The organism is Synechococcus sp. R70.1, from assembly GCF_047461675.1.
GTDB lineage: Bacteria > Cyanobacteriota > Cyanobacteriia > Thermostichales > Thermostichaceae > Thermostichus.
Window position 1 is genome coordinate 263134 of the sequence record NZ_JANSHR010000026.1, and the last position, 14916, is coordinate 278049.

A 14916-nucleotide genomic window follows, 5' to 3' on the forward strand; every position below is an offset into this window, starting at 1 on the left:
ATCAGGCCAAAACCGTAGCCGCGCTGGATAGACCCTGCCAGCCAACCGGCAATTGCCCCGATCACTAGAGACCTTAGTACGCTTTCCATGCCCTTTGCTCCTTCTTTTCTCGAGACAAATCCCCTCTACCTCCAGCTTCTTTCGAAGTCGAGACAGAGCCTAGCAGTGACATGATAACTGCAGGGATCCCTTGCTTTCCACGGCTCCCCAGCTCTACAAAAGGAAAGACTGGCAGGGTGAGATCTGCCAGCCTAGGTTAGTTCCCTGGAAGTGAGCTGAGAGCGTCGTTGCCAACGACTTCAACCCAGTTCCAGTCTCTGCCGTTTCCCCCCTCCCGAAGTGATCCGGATCACGCGGCAAAGGTTCTTTAGAAGCGGCCCTGCTCCCCACCTCTGACCGACAAAGGTCAAAGCAATGGAGGCAGAGCCCTAGAACAAGGGCAATTGCTGCTCTTCCCAGTCGGCGGGGCCTGGAGGATCCGCCTCCTCCTCGTTGGCATTCCCTTCCGGCAAGGGATCTGCTGCTTCCGCCAGCAACTGACGGGCAGCCGCCAGCAACTCGTTGCGCAAGGGGGCCAGATCGCTGCGGTCAGCTAGATACTGCTCCAGAGCCGTCAGGGGCTCTAGATGTCTGGGATCCAAGCCCGGCAAGCGGATGCGGCCAGGGCTGACCACTTCTGGGGCAATGGTGTAGCTGAAGGCAGGGGCAAGGGCTTGGTGCAGAGCCCGCTCGTCAATGCCATCGAGCTGGTCGGGGCGAAGGCGGTAGATGAGGCGTAGGATGGAGCCGGCTACAGGGGCCTTGGCAATGGCCTCCAGGAGTTTGGCTTGCACTTCTTGGGGGGGATAGGGGGTGAGATCGAGGCGGATGGTGTGAAAGGCGCGGGCGGGCAAGGGCAAAAATTCGTAGCTTGCTCCTGTGGCCGTAACCTCTGCCACTACGCAACCTTTTTCCTCTTTTTCCTCCCCGAAGTCCACCCGCTCGATGCTGCCGGGATAGATCACCAAGGGATCCCGACAGAGCACCTGGTGGCAGTGCACATGCCCCAAAGCCACGTACTGGTAAGCTGGCCGCGCCAGCAACCAGAGGGGCACCGTCAGGCCTTTGCCTACCGAAAGATGCCGCTCGGCCCCGTGGCGGGCTGTATCTACCATTACATGGGCTAGTAAAATTGCCGGGATCCCGGGCCGTAACCTGCGGGCCTCCCCTTCCAGCACCAGATCCAAGCGCTGTAGCAGCTTCTGGGTCAGCCCTTCAGGGTCAAGGCCCAAGCCCTCTTGGCGGGCCAGTAGGGTGGAGCGGTTTAGCCAAGGCAGGGTGGTCACCTGGACTGGGCCGCTGCGAGTTTCAATCCAATGGGTCTGCAGCCGATCCCCGACGACAAACCCCGCCACCCCTAAGGCCCGGTAGATGGCTAGGCTGTTGCCCTCCTGGCCCTGTCCGTATTGGTCGTGGTTACCCACCAAGAGAACGGTCGGGATGCCGGCATCGGCCAACCGGCGAAACTGCTGGGCAAAGAGTTCTTGGTGCCGAGGGGGCGGCGTCGCATCGGGAAAGGCATCTCCCCCAAACAGAACTAAGTCCACAGCTAGATCGAGGGCAAGGTCAATGCACCGCTGCAAGGAAGCCACAAAATCCTCCAAGCGGGTGTTCAGTCCCGTGGCCGGGTTGATGGAGCCGTAGGCTAGACCACTGCCCAAATGGACATCGGAAAAATGCAACAGCCTCACCATCTCAGCCGCCCTTCTCTAAATTCCAGGCCCAGCCTGGGATCTAAGTCTCTCGGCGCGGCCGGGCCCACTCTAGCCGCAAGGGCCGACCCATAAATTCCTGACCGTTGGCAACGTTAATGGCTTCTTCTTCCTCCGCCTTGGTGGCCAACTCCACAAATGCAAAACCCCTTGTCTGGCCGGTTTCTCGGTCTCTCGGGATCGTAACTGACTTAACGTTCCACCGCTGCTGGAAGAAGGCTTTGAGCTCTTCAGTTGAAGCTTTATAGTTTAGGTTTCCCACAAAAATGGTCATAGCAATGTAAGCAAGGCAAGGCACAGGTCAGGAGGAGCAGCAGCCCCAGCTCAAGGTACTTCACTTCTACCATGACGCCTTGCTCGCTTGCCCAAAATAACAAGACGTAAAGGGATCCCTGCTCAAAAAGCTTCGCATCTCCCTATCCGAAATGCGCCCTCGTCAAATCTGTAGAACTGGACTTTTTCTGCTACTTCGTTGAGATCTCCCTCCCCCACCTAGCTACCAGGGCTTGGCATCTTATTGCAGCTTGTTAAGGGAGATTGTTAAGATATGTGTTATCCTGACTGCGTCGCGCGTCAGGGGCAGGTTTGGAATAGCCCAAAGCAAGTCTCTGACCTACCCCCAAGCCTCTCGAGGTGACGATAATGGAGGAAACGCCAGGTCTTTCTTTGGAACAAGAATTTCGCCAGCGGGCTTTTGAGATGCTGGTGGCTCGCATGAGTCCCGAGCAAGCTAAGGACATCCTGGTCAAGCTGCACAAGCAAATGCTGCTGCAGGAGGCCACCTATCGCCAGTTGCTGCGCCAGTTCCTCAACGCCTAGGGGTGTATGCATGCCCTTTCATTTCCCACCTGGTGGATTCACGTGGCCAGCGTCTTGGAGTGGCTGGCGGCCATCGTTTGGGTGTGGCAGTTTGGGGAGCGAACGGGGCGCCCCGAATGGCGAAGCCTGAGCTGGGCGATGCTGCCGGCGCTGGTGGGAGCCATGTGTGCCATTACCTGGCACTGGTTTGACAACGACCCCAACTTGGAGGGGCTGGTGACTGCTCAGGCTGGGTTTACCCTGCTGGGCAACTGTACGCTGGCGTGGGCAGCCTACCGCATTTGGCGAGCCGAGCAGGCGGAGGAACGAGATCCCAGCTAAGCAATGAACAGCTTGTTTGCTCTCTCTCTGTTTCCCTACTTGCTCTTTTTGTTCTTCCTGTCGCGGCTGCGCCGGATCCCGCGCTTGGCGGTGGCGGGCTTTTGGCTGCTGCTGCTTTTTGTTGCCGTCAGCATCCCAGCAGGGTTGTACGCCCAGAAGCACTACGGCACTTCTTTAGCCAATGTGGATCCCCTCCATGGAGGGGCAGAGGCTTTTCTCACTCTCTCCAACATTTTGGTGGCCTTGGGCTTCAAGCAAGCCCTTGACCAGAAGGCCCAGGGATCCCCGAACAGCCCTGAGCAGTCGTGAGTCCTCAGGCCTAACTTCCAGGCGTCCCCGGGGTTTGAGCAAGTGTAGAATGAGGGGACCAGCTAGACAAGCTGATGTTTGTTTTGTAAGAGACCTGCCCGATGGTGGCCACGCTTTCTGTCCCCAAAGTTAAACTCAAAAACCCACCGCTGCGCATCCATCGCATGGGGGACAAGGTGCTGCGGCAACCAGCCAAGCGGATTAGCCAAGTCAACGACGAGATCCGCCAATTGGCGCGCGATATGCTGCAGACCATGTACAGCGCTGATGGCATTGGTCTGGCAGCACCACAGGTGGGCGTTCCCAAGCGCTTGATTGTGGTGGACATCTATCCCGACAAGCCAGAAGTGCCGCCGCTGGTACTGATTAATCCGGAGATCCGCGAGTACCTTGGCGAAACAGTGGCCGCTCAGGAGGGTTGCCTAAGCATTCCAGGCGTCTTCTGTGAGGTTCTACGCGCCCAGGGAGTGGTGGTGTCGTTTAAGGACGAAAGCGGACGGCCCCGCACAATCCAAGCCGATGACTTGCTAGCGCGAGTCATCCAACACGAAATCGATCATCTCAACGGTGTGCTGTTTGTCGATTACGTGGAAAACGAACTGCTGCTGGATCAGGAGCTGCGCAAGCATGGCTTCCAGATGCAGGATGTGCAACGCAGAGCTAATCCCCTTGCCGCTCCTGCCCTGAAACCTCGCTAGGTTATTTGCGCAGGCGCTGGGCCAAGAGCTGCTCCTCCAGGGCGGCAATGCGGTTGTAAGCAGCAGTTAGCTGCGCGCTCAAGCGCTGGATCTGGGCCTCAGGGGCAAGATCATAGGTCGGCTGGCGGTTGCCGACTACAGGCGGATCCTCCTCCAGCAAAAAGTTATGGCTCCCATCTCCGACCAAGTCGGCGTTTAGGGTGCTATAGCAGGAGGAGGCGGGCACAGCTTTTTTGGCCTCTTGCCGCGCCAGCAGGGCAGCGACCACCTGTTCTGGCAGCCGTTCAATGGCAGCTTTCAGCTCCTGAATTTGCCCCTCCAGACGCTCAAAATAGTGCTGCAAGGTTTCGCTCATAGCTGCCACGCTCTTAACTCTTTACTCCCATTGAAAAGACAGGTTTCTATCCCTCCCTCCCTTCGCCCAGATCATTTAACGATTGAACAAAAAATGCAGGATTCCCTCCCCTCCTCCCCTCAGCGAGGTTACACCTTGCCCGTGTTTGCAGTGGCTGCTGCCAAGGCAGCCTTTCACCACCTCCTCAAGATTCCCTTGCCCCAGGAGGGTGGTTGTCCCGTCGTGGCAGTGCAGGTGGAGCCTGAGGTGGGATCGGTCAGGATCCCGGTGGAGCAGGTGGCCACGTTGTCGGAGAACACCGCTTTAGCCATCACCCGCTCGGATCCCGGCCCTCACCTGGATCTCACCCGCAACACGCCGGTCTGGGGGTGGGTGGCTCTGGAGGAAAGAGATCCCACCGCCCCCCCCTTGCTTCTAGAAGCGGGCGAGGGGCTGGGGCGACACGCTGACGGCAGTCCAGCCATCTCTGCCTACGCCCGGCGTCTGTTTGAGGTCAACCTTTTGGCAGGGATCCCGGAGGGTTATCGCCTGCGGGTGCGCATCATCTTGCCGGAAGGCAAGCTGCTGGCAGAACGCACCTCCAATGCTGCTTTCGGGGTGCTGGAGGGGCTAGCCCTGGTGGGGACGCGGGCGGAGGTGGAGCCCTCTGCCAGTGCCGAAAGTCTGGAGCAAGCCCGGCAAGAGCTGCAACAGAAGCTCGAGCAGCACAGGCAGCTGGCCTTTTGCCTAGGCAGCCACGGGCAACAGGTAGCCCTGCGGCAAGGGATCCCGGCAGAGCAAATCCTGCGGGTAGCCAATTGGGTAGGGCCGCTGCTGGTGGAGGCGGCGCTGCGGGGGGCGGAGGCCGTTCACTTGATTGGCTACCACGGCAAACTCATCAAGCTAGCAGGCGGCATCTTCACCACCTCCAGCCATGTGGCCGATGCCCGCCTGGAGATTCTGGTGGCAGCCTTGATCCGCTGTGGGGGAGCAGCCGAGCAGGCGCGACGGCTGTTGGAGCTGGGAACGGTGGAAGCAGCAGTGCAGTACCTAGAAAGCCTGGGTTGGGCAGAGCCGGTGCTGCAGGCCCTGGCTTGCCGAATCTGCGAGCGGGCAGCAGCCTATGTGCAAAAGTACGCCGGCCGATCCCTAGCGTTGGCGGTAACGTTGTTTGATCGACAAGGGCAAGTTTGCGTGCAGGCGGGGCAGGGACTTAAACCTCAGCCTGCTCAAACCCTCTAGTGGTTTTCAGCAACTCTAGGCGCTGAGCTAGGTTGGATCCGAAGCTACCCAGGGATCTCCACCAGTGGCTACTTCTTCTGCAGCTTCTCCCCAGCCTCCTCTGTCGGAGAGGGTGGCGCGCCTGCAGGCAGCCCTGAGTGCCCTAGGGTTGAGCTCTCTCCAAGTCCAGGCGCGTCTTTCCGGCCACCGCCTGTTGCTGCGTTTAGAAGGGGAGCCCCTCCCGGATCCGGATTGGCTGCTGGAGAGCCTCCTGCCAACCCTAGAGGAAATGGCGCTGAGCTACCGGCAGCGCCAGGTGGAGCTGTTCGGCTTTCCCCCCAACGAAGGGATCCCGGAATGGCACCGCGAGTGGCGCTACCAGCCGCCGCCCAACCCCAACAGCCCCTTGTACCGTGCCCGGCAGGGGGATGAGGAGGCCCTCCAGGAGGTGCTCAACTACTTGCTCCACCCAGAAGGAATCCGCGCTCGGGTTCACCTGCATCCCAAGCTGGGCTGGCTGCAGATTAACTTGCAGGCTGCAGAGGCGCCGGATCCGGCCTGGGCCAAGGATTTTGTGCGGCGGGTTCTAACGCGCTTAGAATTGACCTTTGTGCAACGGCTGCGGCTTTCTGGGCAAAAGCTGAGCTCTTTCTTTCCAAGCTGGAGCCAGGAATTCGATCTCAAACAGCCCGCCTTTTGGCAGGCTCCCCCAGGCAGGCTTTCTCCCTTTCCTTCTCCAGCAGCCGACGCTGCCGATGGCGAGCCCCCTCGGCCTTCCCCCGCCGCCCTAGACTAAAGGGCAGGGTTCAGGGGGTTGGCCATGCGGGTTGTCTTCTTTGGCACGCCGGAGTTTGCCCTGCCTTCGCTCCAGGCTCTCCTGCAGCCGCCGTCTCCTTTTGAAGTAGTGGGATTGGTCTGCCAGCCGGATCGGCCCCAGGGACGAGGACAAAGGGTGCTTCCTCCGCCCACGAAGGTCCTTGCCCAAGCCCAGGGGATCCCCGTGTGGCAACCTGTCTGTTTGCGGCGGGATGCAGAGGTGCTGGCGGCGCTGGCGGCTCTGGCTGCCGATGTGTTTGTGGTGGTGGCCTACGGCCAAATCCTGCCACCGGCGGTGCTGCAGATGCCCCGGCTGGGCTGCGTCAATGTCCACGCCTCCCTCCTGCCGGCCTACCGCGGCGCTGCCCCCATCCAGTGGGCCATTGCCAACGGCGAGACCGAGACTGGGGTCACCACCATGCTCATGGACGAGGGCCTAGATACAGGAGCCATCTTGCTGCAGGCCAAGCTGCCCATCGGGCCGGAGCAGACCGGCTTGGAGCTAGCCTCCCAACTGGCCCAACTGGGGGCAAGTCTGTTGGTGGAGACGCTGCTGAAGTTGGAAAAAGGAGAGCTGACCCCCATTCCTCAGGATGACTCGCGGGCCACCTACGCCCCCCTGCTCAAAAAACAGGACTTCCAGCTCGATTGGCGGCGCTCGGCCCAGGCTTTGCACAATCAAATCCGCGCCTTTTCCCCCAACTGCTTTACCGGCTTGCAGGGGCAGCGGATTAAGATTGTCCGCTCCGCCTCTCCTCAGTTGCACCCGCCACCTAATCCTCTTCCCCAGGGCAGCCCTGGAGAAGTCGTGGGACTGGCCAAGGGAGAAGGGGTGTATGTGGCTACCGGTGAGGGATCCCTCCTGATCCGACGGGCCCAGCTGCCTGGCAGAAAAGAACAGTCGGCTTGGGATCTGGTCAACGGCGGCCAGCTCAGGGTGGGCATGCGCTTTGAGCCACTTTTGGAGACCGATGGTTCCTCTCCCCAGGCAGAGTAGGTCAGGGGGCTCATTCTGGCTGGGGAAACTCCTGCCAGAGGTTGGTGTGTTGGCGCAGGCTGAGGAACTGACCGCCGCCCAGGATGAGGTGATCCAAAACGGGGATCTGCAGCAGTTGTCCCGCCTGCAGCAGTTGCCGCGTGAGAGCCAGATCCTCGGGGCTGGGATCCAAGCTGCCAGAGGGGTGGTTGTGGGCCACCAGGATGCGGCTGGCTCCCTGCTTGATGGCGCTGCGGAAGGTTTCCCGGGGGTGGGTGAGGGTTTCCGTGGCGGTTCCCCGCGTTACGATCTGCTGGCCGATGAGGCGGTGCTTGATATCCAGGTGCAGGACGGCAAAGTGCTCTTGGGCCTCCCACATCAGGTCGGCGCTTAGGGCCATGGCCGCCTGTTCTGGCGATTCAATCACCGTCAGCTCAGGTGGTCGGGCCAAAAAGATCCGCCGCCCCAGCTCGATGGCCGCCAGTACCGTTGCCGCCTTGGCCGGGCCGATGCCCTCAATTTGAAGCAGCTCCCCGGCCTCCACCTGGCGCAACTGGGCAAGGGGATCTCCTTGCACTTCCAGTTTTTTGAGGAGCAATTGAGCTAGGCCCAAGGCAGAGAGCTTGCCCGGCCCCTGGCCTGTGTTGAGCAAAATGGCCAACAGCTCGGCGTGGGAGAGGCTTTTGGCCCCTTGGCTGAGCAGTCGCTCGCGCGGGCGGTCCCGAAGGGGAAGGTCGCTAATACGCAGCACATACTGGCCCATATTCTTCAACAGCCAAAAGGGGCTGCTACAGGCTGGGATCCCAGGTTACCAGGCAATCGGGCACCTACGCCGTGCTTGCCAGGAACCCGCAGCGGATCTCAAAGATAGGGTACAAACGAGCGCAGCCCATAGGGGCCAACCCTTCCTGAAAAAAAGTGGACGGCTCCCCCCTGAGTATGCTGCAACAACCGCCAGCACCAGGATCAAGGTAGGGCCACAGGTGAAGAAGGGTTACAAGATAGCTCCTAGGAAAGGGGAAAGGACAGAACCGTCACAAAGAGGAAGCCAACTCAAAACGGGATCCCTTGAATCCACCGCAACGCCGCACGCAGCTTGGCCAGGAGAGCGGTGGCCACCCAGTCCGCCACCTGGACGCCTGCCGGATCCCTGCCGACAATAAGGACACGGGGCTGCCGCGTCTGGTAAGGAGATAGAAGGTCTACCTCCACACTCCCCCAGCGCGTAGCGCTAACGGGTATCCCGGCGGACTAGCTAATGTCTCACTAGGAGGCAGTGCGGTGATGGAAAACTTCAATCCCGGCTTGGGCGGACAAGGGCCTAGTGGATTCGATCTGGCCATGGGTGGCCTGGTGGCTGTTCGACAAGCCCTGGCCAGTCCGGATCCCCAAGTGAGAATCCGAGCTCTCAAAGATGCTCTCCAACATGGGGAAGAAGGGGCCCAGCTTCTCCTGAAAGCACTGCAGGAGGACAAGGAGTGGGAGGTAAAGTTCGCTGCTTGGGAGACGTTCCTGAAATCCGACAATCTCCACCACGTGCAGGCAGCAAAGGCATATCAGATCCCCCTACGTCAGGTTGGGGATATTCGAGGAAAGTATATAGCTGGCGAGCGAGACTTTCGCTGGGCTGACTTGAGGAAGGCCAACCTGAAGAAGGCTGACCTGAGCGGGGCTAACCTGATCGGGGCCAAGCTGAGCGGGGCCTGGAGGAGGCCAACCTGAGCGGGGCCGAATTGTTCGGGACCGACTTGAGGGGAGCTGAACTGACAGGTCCTCAGCTCAGAGGGGCCAACCTAAAAGGTGCCAAGCTCGATTCTGAGATTTGACGAGCACAATTCTTCCCGATGGGACGCGCCATCCTTGACTTCGTAGCCCCAAGGTCTGTGGGGTCTCGAAGAGGTCGGAAAGCGGGATCCTCCCAGCCAGGGCAATAGCAGCCAGGACGCTCAGAGCCCTCCACCCCTGACCGAGATGCCCGATCCAACGAGCCTCGTCGGCAGCCCAAAGGGATCCCAGCAGTGGGTCAAAGCTTAGCCGGGGAAAGCTTCTAAAGGCACCACCCGGCCCACACTTTCGGGCGAGCGCAAAAGGCGCAGCAGGTGAGCGGCTAAGGTAGATCCCTCGATCCCGGCGGGAATTTCCACCCCACACCAGCGGCTGGAGCTCTCCTGCAGGGCTGTCACCCACGCGGGCGACAGGGATCCCTGGGCCACCCCAATCAGTTGCGGCAGGGGGTCACCGCGGTAAAGCCCAATCCAGCGCAGGCCCAGTTGGAAGGGCCCAGGCCGAAAACGAGGGTTAGGGCTGCCGTCGGCTTCAAACTTGCTCAGCATCAGCTGCAGCGAATAGATCTGGCGGGTATTCAAGGGGGGAGCGGCAACCCGGCGGGCGCGAAAGGTGGGCACCATCTCGGCAAAAGGAACCTGGACGGTCTGCTCCTCCCCAGGGGTGGTGTCGAAGGCGTAGGCGTAGGCTGGGCTGTCCCAGCCGCCTTGATCCCTGAGCAAAACCTTGTAGCGCTGTCCATCGCCCCGCAGCCGCAGCTCCAGGCCAGCAAACCCTGAGGCGTCCAAGGGAGGCTGCCAATTGCGCGTGCGCGTGGAAACAAAGCCGCCGAAGTTGGCCGTGGAAACCTGGCCCGTAAGCAGCAGCTCGCCCTCTCCCCAGAGCAGTTGGCTTTGGCTCACCCCACCCATTACCACATCGTCCAAGATGCCCCAGAACTGGTTTAACTGGGGGTTGGGCTGGCGGAAGTCGAAGAGTATCTGTTCCGTTTGGCCGCTGCGGCGCAGCCGTTCCAGGTGGGCCCTGGCCACCTCTGGCGCTCCCAGCCCTAAGATCACCCTGGCTGTCGCACAGTCCTGGCTCTGCCCTACCTCCGCCCCTTGCTGGCGCAACGCCTCTGTCAAACCTTCGGGCAGGCCATCGCCCAAAAGAACCAGAGGAAGGGAAGTGGCTGGCGTCAGAGAAGGAGGCATAAAGGGAACTTCTGGGCTTTGAAAGCCATTCTGAAGCCAGCGCCAGAAGCTGGCAAAGGGTAGCACCTCGTAGTAGGTGAGGGTGTTCCAAAATCGCCCTAAGTCCCAGGTCATCTCTAGCTGCTCCAAAACGCCCTCCAAGTAGGCAAACCGGCTACCTACCCAAGGGATCCCCTTCTCCAGCGTAGGCAAAGGGGCAAGGGTGCGGCAGCAGTTGGGGAACCGCCACAGATTAGTCCCGGGGACCGGCAAGCAAGGCTGTGATCTGGTCAGCAATGCGCTGGGTGGCCCCAGGGGATCCCATGCGCCGTTGCCCGTGGGCCCGCAGTTGGGCGGCGTAATCGGGATCCCTGGCTAGGCGATCCAGAATTTGGCAGAGCACGGCAGGGGCCTGCTGGGGAGAAGTGAGGTGGACGGCGGATCCCAGAAGGCGGCTTTGGGCTTCGGCAAAGCGCGGGGTAAATTGTGGCCCCTCTCCTGGCAGGGTGACCACTGGCTTTCCTAGGCCGACGCATTGTTCCGTGGCCGTCCCCGCCATGGCCAACACCACTGTAGCTCGGTGAGCACAGGTGCCGAAATCTCCCCACACCAGCAGCAGGTCGCGGCGCCGAGACGGGATCTTCTTCTGAAGGGGATCCCGCTCCAGGTTGGGGCTGAGGGCTGCATAGACTTGGATTTCCGGCGGCAGTTGCTCTACCACCTGCATCATCAAAGCCCAGTTGCGGTAGGCTTCCGGAGGACGGGATCCCGGCAGCAACAGCACCGCAGGCCGGCTGGGATCCAAAGGCAATTCCCCCCGCGGCTCTAAGTCGTCCATCATCGGGTTGCCCAGGTAGAAGGCCCTTAGGCCCCGTTGCTGCAGGCCAGTTGCCGTCAGCTCATCCCGCAGAAAAGAACCCAGGCAGCGCCTGTGGGCCATCAGCCAGCGCTCCCAGGGCAAGTAATCGGAAGCCGGCTGGCCCAGCCAAGGGCGGCGGTAGGGCCCCCGCTCGTCCCGCCAGTAGTAGTCCGACTTGGCCGTACCCACGAAAACGTAGGGGATCCCGCTCCACCAGGCCATGGCTAGGGGCACAATGTCTCCCACGGCTAGCACCAGCTCCACCTGCTTGGCTAGGCGGCGCACCAGAGCCAGTTGCTGCCTCGTCAGGCCCAACAAGCCAGCGCGCAGATCCCGCCACAGCTGCCGCCAATCCTGGTAGATAAATCCCCCCGAAGGCATTACCTGGGTCAGGGGCAGCAGCGGGATCCCTCGCCGTCGATACGCCACCCCTTCCCCCACAATCGGCAGGGCCTGCACTGGGATCCCTCGTTGGGTGAGGGCTGAGGCAATGCGGCTAGCCACCTCATCTTCTCCGTGGCCATTGCTCAGGCACAGCACCCGCGCCAGATTTTGGGAGTTCATTGCTGGGGGAGGTTGTCGTCTCCAGCCAGACTAAACGAGCCTACCAAAGCCTACCGAATTAAAATAGGGCCAATCTGAGAGAGAAAGCCGGGGCGATGATCCGAAATGAGCGACAGCGAGCCGAGTTTATTGCAGCGGTGGAAGCCTTGCGCCTGGAAGGGCCCTACTTCGTCGAGACCCGTCTTAGCCGTCAGCGGGGACCTTTTTGGCGGGCGGTGAAGGATGTGGCCGCCGGCCAGCCCTGGTGGGAGATCCGCTACTTTCCTGCCTGTGAGCGCTACGCTTGGGCCTACCTGCCGGAAGGAAGCGGCCCCCGTGAGTTTGCCTGGGGACACACGCCCCAGCAGGCTTTCCTCAACGCCCTTTGGCAACAGCCTGACTCCTCTTCGGACAAGGGCTAGCCCAGGTGCCGGAGAGACTATTCCGGTTTAGAGTAAGGATTAAAACTCCCACGCGCAGGGGACATGAAACCACAAGCCGTCGCCCGGATTCTCGATGCCAACCTTGACCGCGCTCGCGAAGGGCTCCGGGTATTGGAGGAGTGGTTTCGCTTTGGCCTGGAGAACGGCGAGCTGGCTAGCGAGTGCAAAGCTATGCGCCAGGCCCTAGCCCGTTGGCACAGCAACCCACTGCGGTTGGCCCGCGACACCCCTGCCGACCCCGGCACCCAGCTCTCCCACCCCCAGGAGGAGGAGCGGCGGGATCTCAGCCACCTGTTGCAAGCCAATTGCAGCCGCGTGCAGGAGGCGCTGCGGGTGCTGGAAGAATACGGCAAGCTGGCCGAATCCCAGCAGTGGGTGGCCCCTGGCCTGGCCAAGCTGGCCAAGGACATGCGCTACCACCTCTACGTTCTTGAAAGTGAGCTGTTGGGCAAATCCCTGCGCCGACGGCTGTTGGCAGCCCGTCTTTACCTGGTCACCAGCCCGGTGCCCCACTGGCTGGAAGTAGTGGAAAAGGCGCTGCAGGGCGGGGTGACCTTGGTCCAGTACCGCCGCAAGAACCTGGCCGACAGGGAGATGCTCTGGGATCTCAAACAGCTGCGGCAACTGTGCGACCGCTACCAGGCGTTGATGATTGTCAACGACCGGGTGGACTTGGCCTTGGTCAGCCAGGCGGATGGGGTACACCTGGGCCAGACGGATTTGCCAGTTGCCCAAGCCCGACAACTGCTGGGATCCCAACGCCTGATTGGCCTGTCCACCACCAACGCCGAAGAGTTGGCCCAGGCCCTCGCCAGCGACGTGGATTACATTGGCGTCGGCCCTGTCTACGCTACCCCCACCAAGGCGGAAAAACCGCCTGCGGGCCTGGAGTACGTGCGCCTGGCTGCCGAGAAGGCCTCTCTGCCCTGGTTTGCCATTGGCGGCATCGATCTCCACAACCTGCCGGAGGTGCTGCGGGCAGGCGCCAGTCGCGTAGCCGTGGTGCGGGCCCTGATGGAGGCGGCGGATCCCACCCAGACCGCCCGTGCCATGCTGGCCGAGTTGCAAGGGATCCCTGCTCTATCTTGAAAGAGAAAAAGCCTACTTGTTCATTCCCCTGATGGCAGAGTTGGCAAAAGAACTCAGAGAGCTCACGGATCGCAACCAGAAAAGCGGCGGCGATCCCAGCCTAAGTGGGATTGCCACTGAGGTGCAAGGGGAGCTGATCCAGGAGCTGGATCTGATGATCCGGGCCCGCTACCCCCTGATCTACCTGGTCTCCCCGGAAGAGGAGCCGGCCGATGCCGTGCTCGTGCAGGTAGCCAAGAGAACCGATCCGCCGCGGCGGCTGCTGTTTTGGGACGTGGTACGGGGCTGGCAGGATAGCGGCGAAGACCGGGGTTCCCTCATGGCCGCCCTGGGGCGGGTGTGGCGCTCAGCTCCCCAGGAAGACACCCTGTTTGTGCTGCGGGATCCGCACTTTGTGTTGCGCAACGCCACCAGCGACAAAAACGCCCCCATCCTGCGGGAGCTGAAAAACCTTAGCCGCGAGCTCAAGCGCACCCGCAAGACCTTGATCCTGCTCAGCCATACTCTGGAGGTGCCCAGCGACCTAGCCGAGGAGGTCACCGTTGTCGATATTCCCCTGCCCAACAGCGAAGAGATTAGCCGCCTCATCCAGCTCTATGTAGCTCCCGAAAAACTTAAGCTCAGCCCCTTGGGTCGCGAGCAACTGGTCAAAGCCTGTCAGGGGCTAAGCCGAGAGCGCATCCGCCGTGTTTTGGCCCGCGCCCTGGCCGCCAAGCAGGAGGTCAACGAGGCCGATATCGACCTGGTGTTGGAGGAGAAGAAGCAGGCCATCCGCCAGACGGGCATTCTGGAGTTTTTCACCGCCCGCGAGACCCTGAAAAATGTGGGTGGGCTGGACAACCTCAAGGCTTGGGTGCGGGTGCGCCAGGAAGCCTTTACCGAAGAGGCGCGGCGCTACGGCCTGCCCAACCCCAAGGGGGTGCTGCTGGTGGGGATCCAGGGCACCGGCAAGTCCCTCTCGGCCAAGACCATCGCCAACGAGTGGCGGCTGCCCCTGTTGCGGCTGGATGTTGGGCGGCTGTTTGCTGGGATTGTTGGCGAGTCGGAAAGCCGCGTGCGCCAGATGATCCAACTGGCGGAGGCCATGGCCCCCTGTGTGCTCTGGATTGACGAAATTGACAAGGCCTTTGGCAACATCACCAGCGGCGCCGACGGGGACTCGGGCACCAGCCGCCGGGTGTTCGGCAGCCTCATTACCTGGATGCAGGAGAAAACCAGCCCGGTCTTCATCGTGGCCACTGCCAACAATGTGCCCCTCTTGCCGCCGGAGCTGTTGCGCAAGGGCCGCTTCGACGAGATCTTTTTCCTTAACCTACCCACCCACGCCGAGCGCAAGGAGATCTTCCGGGTACACCTGCAGCGGCTGCGCCCCAACCGCCTGCGGGAATTCGACCTAGATGCTCTAGCAGCCGCAGCTCAAAATTTCAGCGGCGCCGAGATCGAGCAGGCTATCGTGGACGCCATGTACAACGCCTTTGGGGGCAGTGGCAGTGGCGCTCGGCGAGACTTCACCCAGGAAGACATCCTGCAGGCCATCCGCGAAACCGTGCCCTTGGCCTCCATTGCCCGCGAGCAGATCGAAAGCCTGAAGTGCTGGGCTGCCCAAGCCGGCGCTAGAGTTGCCTCTCAAGATGCTCAGGTGCTGCAGGAGATGAAGCAATGTTTTGCGGCTTCGTAGAGCCCCTAGGCGGGGGTTGAGGTCCTGGAGTCGGCTCCCACCAAGCGGCTTACTGAGGCATTGGGAACCTAAGCGCTCCTCCCCTCGTGTCACAATGGGTAA

19 protein-coding genes are annotated in these 14916 nt (G+C 61.3%); 12 read left to right on the plus strand and 7 right to left on the minus strand.

The window, feature by feature from the left end:
* Positions 1-428: 428 nt before the first annotated feature.
* Both NW807_RS04225 and NW807_RS04230 read right to left on the minus strand, forming a co-directional pair.
* Positions 429-1733 carry a metallophosphoesterase family protein gene (locus NW807_RS04225; RefSeq protein ID WP_414425361.1) on the minus strand — a complete coding sequence of 435 codons (1305 nt, stop codon included), beginning with the start codon at positions 1731-1733 and terminating at the stop codon, positions 429-431.
* Positions 1734-1773: 40 nt separating this feature from the next.
* Positions 1774-2025 carry an RNA recognition motif domain-containing protein gene (locus NW807_RS04230; RefSeq protein ID WP_414395004.1) on the minus strand — a complete coding sequence of 84 codons (252 nt, stop codon included), beginning with the start codon at positions 2023-2025 and terminating at the stop codon, positions 1774-1776.
* Between the two features lie 368 nt (positions 2026-2393).
* On the opposite strand from NW807_RS04230, the gene NW807_RS04235 reads away from it, so the two are divergent.
* The 4 genes from NW807_RS04235 (at position 2394) to def (ending at position 3898) form a co-directional block, all read left to right on the plus strand.
* Positions 2394-2570, plus strand: a complete 177-nt coding sequence (locus NW807_RS04235) for an NblA/ycf18 family protein (RefSeq protein WP_414395003.1) — start codon at positions 2394-2396, stop codon at positions 2568-2570.
* Positions 2571-2576: 6 nt separating this feature from the next.
* The gene (locus NW807_RS04240) at positions 2577-2891 is read left to right on the plus strand and encodes a DUF2499 domain-containing protein (RefSeq protein WP_414395001.1); all 315 of its coding nucleotides are present in this window, start codon (positions 2577-2579) and stop codon (positions 2889-2891) included.
* Positions 2892-2894: 3 nt separating this feature from the next.
* Positions 2895-3200 (plus strand): DUF3593 domain-containing protein, encoded by a 306-nt coding sequence (locus NW807_RS04245; protein ID WP_414395000.1) that lies wholly within the window; start codon positions 2895-2897, stop codon positions 3198-3200.
* Positions 3201-3301: 101 nt separating this feature from the next.
* A complete protein-coding gene (gene def, locus NW807_RS04250; protein ID WP_414425362.1) occupies positions 3302-3898 on the plus strand; it encodes a peptide deformylase in 597 nt (198 codons plus the stop codon).
* Between the two features lies 1 nt (position 3899).
* On the opposite strand, the gene NW807_RS04255 is transcribed toward def, so the two are convergent.
* Positions 3900-4253, minus strand: coding sequence for a hypothetical protein (locus NW807_RS04255; RefSeq protein ID WP_414425363.1), 354 nt, complete (start codon positions 4251-4253; stop codon positions 3900-3902).
* Positions 4254-4346: 93 nt separating this feature from the next.
* Between NW807_RS04255 and cbiD the strand changes: the two genes are divergently transcribed.
* The 3 genes from cbiD (at position 4347) to fmt (ending at position 7266) form a co-directional block, all read left to right on the plus strand.
* A complete protein-coding gene (cbiD, locus tag NW807_RS04260; protein WP_414425364.1) occupies positions 4347-5474 on the plus strand; it encodes a cobalt-precorrin-5B (C(1))-methyltransferase CbiD in 1128 nt (375 codons plus the stop codon).
* A gap of 64 nt (positions 5475-5538) precedes the next feature.
* A complete protein-coding gene (locus NW807_RS04265) occupies positions 5539-6249 on the plus strand; it encodes a hypothetical protein (RefSeq protein WP_414425365.1) in 711 nt (236 codons plus the stop codon).
* Positions 6250-6273: 24 nt separating this feature from the next.
* Positions 6274-7266: a methionyl-tRNA formyltransferase gene (gene fmt / locus NW807_RS04270; RefSeq protein ID WP_414425366.1), complete on the plus strand. Its 993-nt coding sequence runs from the start codon at positions 6274-6276 to the stop codon at positions 7264-7266.
* A gap of 10 nt (positions 7267-7276) precedes the next feature.
* On the opposite strand, the gene radC is transcribed toward fmt, so the two are convergent.
* Together radC and NW807_RS04280 are read right to left on the minus strand one after the other, a co-directional pair.
* Positions 7277-8008, minus strand: a complete 732-nt coding sequence (gene radC / locus NW807_RS04275; protein ID WP_414425415.1) for a RadC family protein — start codon at positions 8006-8008, stop codon at positions 7277-7279.
* A gap of 290 nt (positions 8009-8298) precedes the next feature.
* Positions 8299-8457, minus strand: a complete 159-nt coding sequence (locus NW807_RS04280) for a hypothetical protein (RefSeq protein ID WP_414425367.1) — start codon at positions 8455-8457, stop codon at positions 8299-8301.
* Between the two features lie 72 nt (positions 8458-8529).
* Between NW807_RS04280 and NW807_RS04285 the strand changes: the two genes are divergently transcribed.
* Both NW807_RS04285 and NW807_RS04290 read left to right on the plus strand, forming a co-directional pair.
* The gene (locus NW807_RS04285; protein WP_414425416.1) at positions 8530-8967 is read left to right on the plus strand and encodes a pentapeptide repeat-containing protein; all 438 of its coding nucleotides are present in this window, start codon (positions 8530-8532) and stop codon (positions 8965-8967) included.
* A 26-nt stretch (positions 8968-8993) separates the two neighbouring features.
* On the plus strand, positions 8994-9071 hold the full coding sequence (locus NW807_RS04290) for a pentapeptide repeat-containing protein (protein WP_414425417.1): 78 nt from the start codon (positions 8994-8996) through the stop codon (positions 9069-9071).
* Between the two features lie 204 nt (positions 9072-9275).
* Here NW807_RS04290 and NW807_RS04295 read toward each other — a convergent pair whose 3' ends face one another.
* Positions 9276-10337 carry a CIA30 family protein gene (locus tag NW807_RS04295; protein ID WP_414425368.1) on the minus strand — a complete coding sequence of 354 codons (1062 nt, stop codon included), beginning with the start codon at positions 10335-10337 and terminating at the stop codon, positions 9276-9278.
* 118 nt (positions 10338-10455) lie between these two features.
* On the minus strand, positions 10456-11625 hold the full coding sequence (locus NW807_RS04300) for a lipid-A-disaccharide synthase-related protein (RefSeq protein ID WP_414425369.1): 1170 nt from the start codon (positions 11623-11625) through the stop codon (positions 10456-10458).
* Positions 11626-11720: 95 nt separating this feature from the next.
* Between NW807_RS04300 and NW807_RS04305 the strand changes: the two genes are divergently transcribed.
* The 3 genes from NW807_RS04305 to NW807_RS04315 all read left to right on the plus strand — a co-directional run bounded on the left by NW807_RS04305 (position 11721) and on the right by NW807_RS04315 (position 14814).
* The gene (locus NW807_RS04305) at positions 11721-12026 is read left to right on the plus strand and encodes a hypothetical protein (protein ID WP_414425370.1); all 306 of its coding nucleotides are present in this window, start codon (positions 11721-11723) and stop codon (positions 12024-12026) included.
* Between the two features lie 63 nt (positions 12027-12089).
* On the plus strand, positions 12090-13136 hold the full coding sequence (locus tag NW807_RS04310; protein WP_414425371.1) for a thiamine phosphate synthase: 1047 nt from the start codon (positions 12090-12092) through the stop codon (positions 13134-13136).
* Between the two features lie 154 nt (positions 13137-13290).
* Positions 13291-14814 carry an AAA family ATPase gene (locus tag NW807_RS04315; RefSeq protein WP_414405306.1) on the plus strand — a complete coding sequence of 508 codons (1524 nt, stop codon included), beginning with the start codon at positions 13291-13293 and terminating at the stop codon, positions 14812-14814.
* Positions 14815-14916 lie beyond the last annotated feature (102 nt).

Coding starts and splice junctions, on each gene's coding strand:
- NW807_RS04315 (WP_414405306.1), top strand. CDS start 13,291: ATGATCCGGGCCCGCTACCCCCTGATCTACCTGGTCTCCCCGGAAGAG.
- NW807_RS04235 (WP_414395003.1), top strand. CDS start 2,394: ATGGAGGAAACGCCAGGTCTTTCTTTGGAACAAGAATTTCGCCAGCGG.
- NW807_RS04225 (WP_414425361.1), bottom strand. CDS start 1,733: ATGGTGAGGCTGTTGCATTTTTCCGATGTCCATTTGGGCAGTGGTCTA.
- NW807_RS04305 (WP_414425370.1), top strand. CDS start 11,721: ATGATCCGAAATGAGCGACAGCGAGCCGAGTTTATTGCAGCGGTGGAA.
- NW807_RS04285 (WP_414425416.1), top strand. CDS start 8,530: ATGGAAAACTTCAATCCCGGCTTGGGCGGACAAGGGCCTAGTGGATTC.
- cbiD (WP_414425364.1), top strand. CDS start 4,347: ATGCAGGATTCCCTCCCCTCCTCCCCTCAGCGAGGTTACACCTTGCCC.
- NW807_RS04300 (WP_414425369.1), bottom strand. CDS start 11,625: ATGAACTCCCAAAATCTGGCGCGGGTGCTGTGCCTGAGCAATGGCCAC.
- NW807_RS04245 (WP_414395000.1), top strand. CDS start 2,895: ATGAACAGCTTGTTTGCTCTCTCTCTGTTTCCCTACTTGCTCTTTTTG.
- def (WP_414425362.1), top strand. CDS start 3,302: ATGGTGGCCACGCTTTCTGTCCCCAAAGTTAAACTCAAAAACCCACCG.
- radC (WP_414425415.1), bottom strand. CDS start 8,008: ATGGGCCAGTATGTGCTGCGTATTAGCGACCTTCCCCTTCGGGACCGC.
- NW807_RS04255 (WP_414425363.1), bottom strand. CDS start 4,253: ATGAGCGAAACCTTGCAGCACTATTTTGAGCGTCTGGAGGGGCAAATT.
- NW807_RS04240 (WP_414395001.1), top strand. CDS start 2,577: ATGCATGCCCTTTCATTTCCCACCTGGTGGATTCACGTGGCCAGCGTC.
- NW807_RS04310 (WP_414425371.1), top strand. CDS start 12,090: ATGAAACCACAAGCCGTCGCCCGGATTCTCGATGCCAACCTTGACCGC.
- NW807_RS04230 (WP_414395004.1), bottom strand. CDS start 2,025: ATGACCATTTTTGTGGGAAACCTAAACTATAAAGCTTCAACTGAAGAG.
- fmt (WP_414425366.1), top strand. CDS start 6,274: ATGCGGGTTGTCTTCTTTGGCACGCCGGAGTTTGCCCTGCCTTCGCTC.
- NW807_RS04295 (WP_414425368.1), bottom strand. CDS start 10,337: ATGACCTGGGACTTAGGGCGATTTTGGAACACCCTCACCTACTACGAG.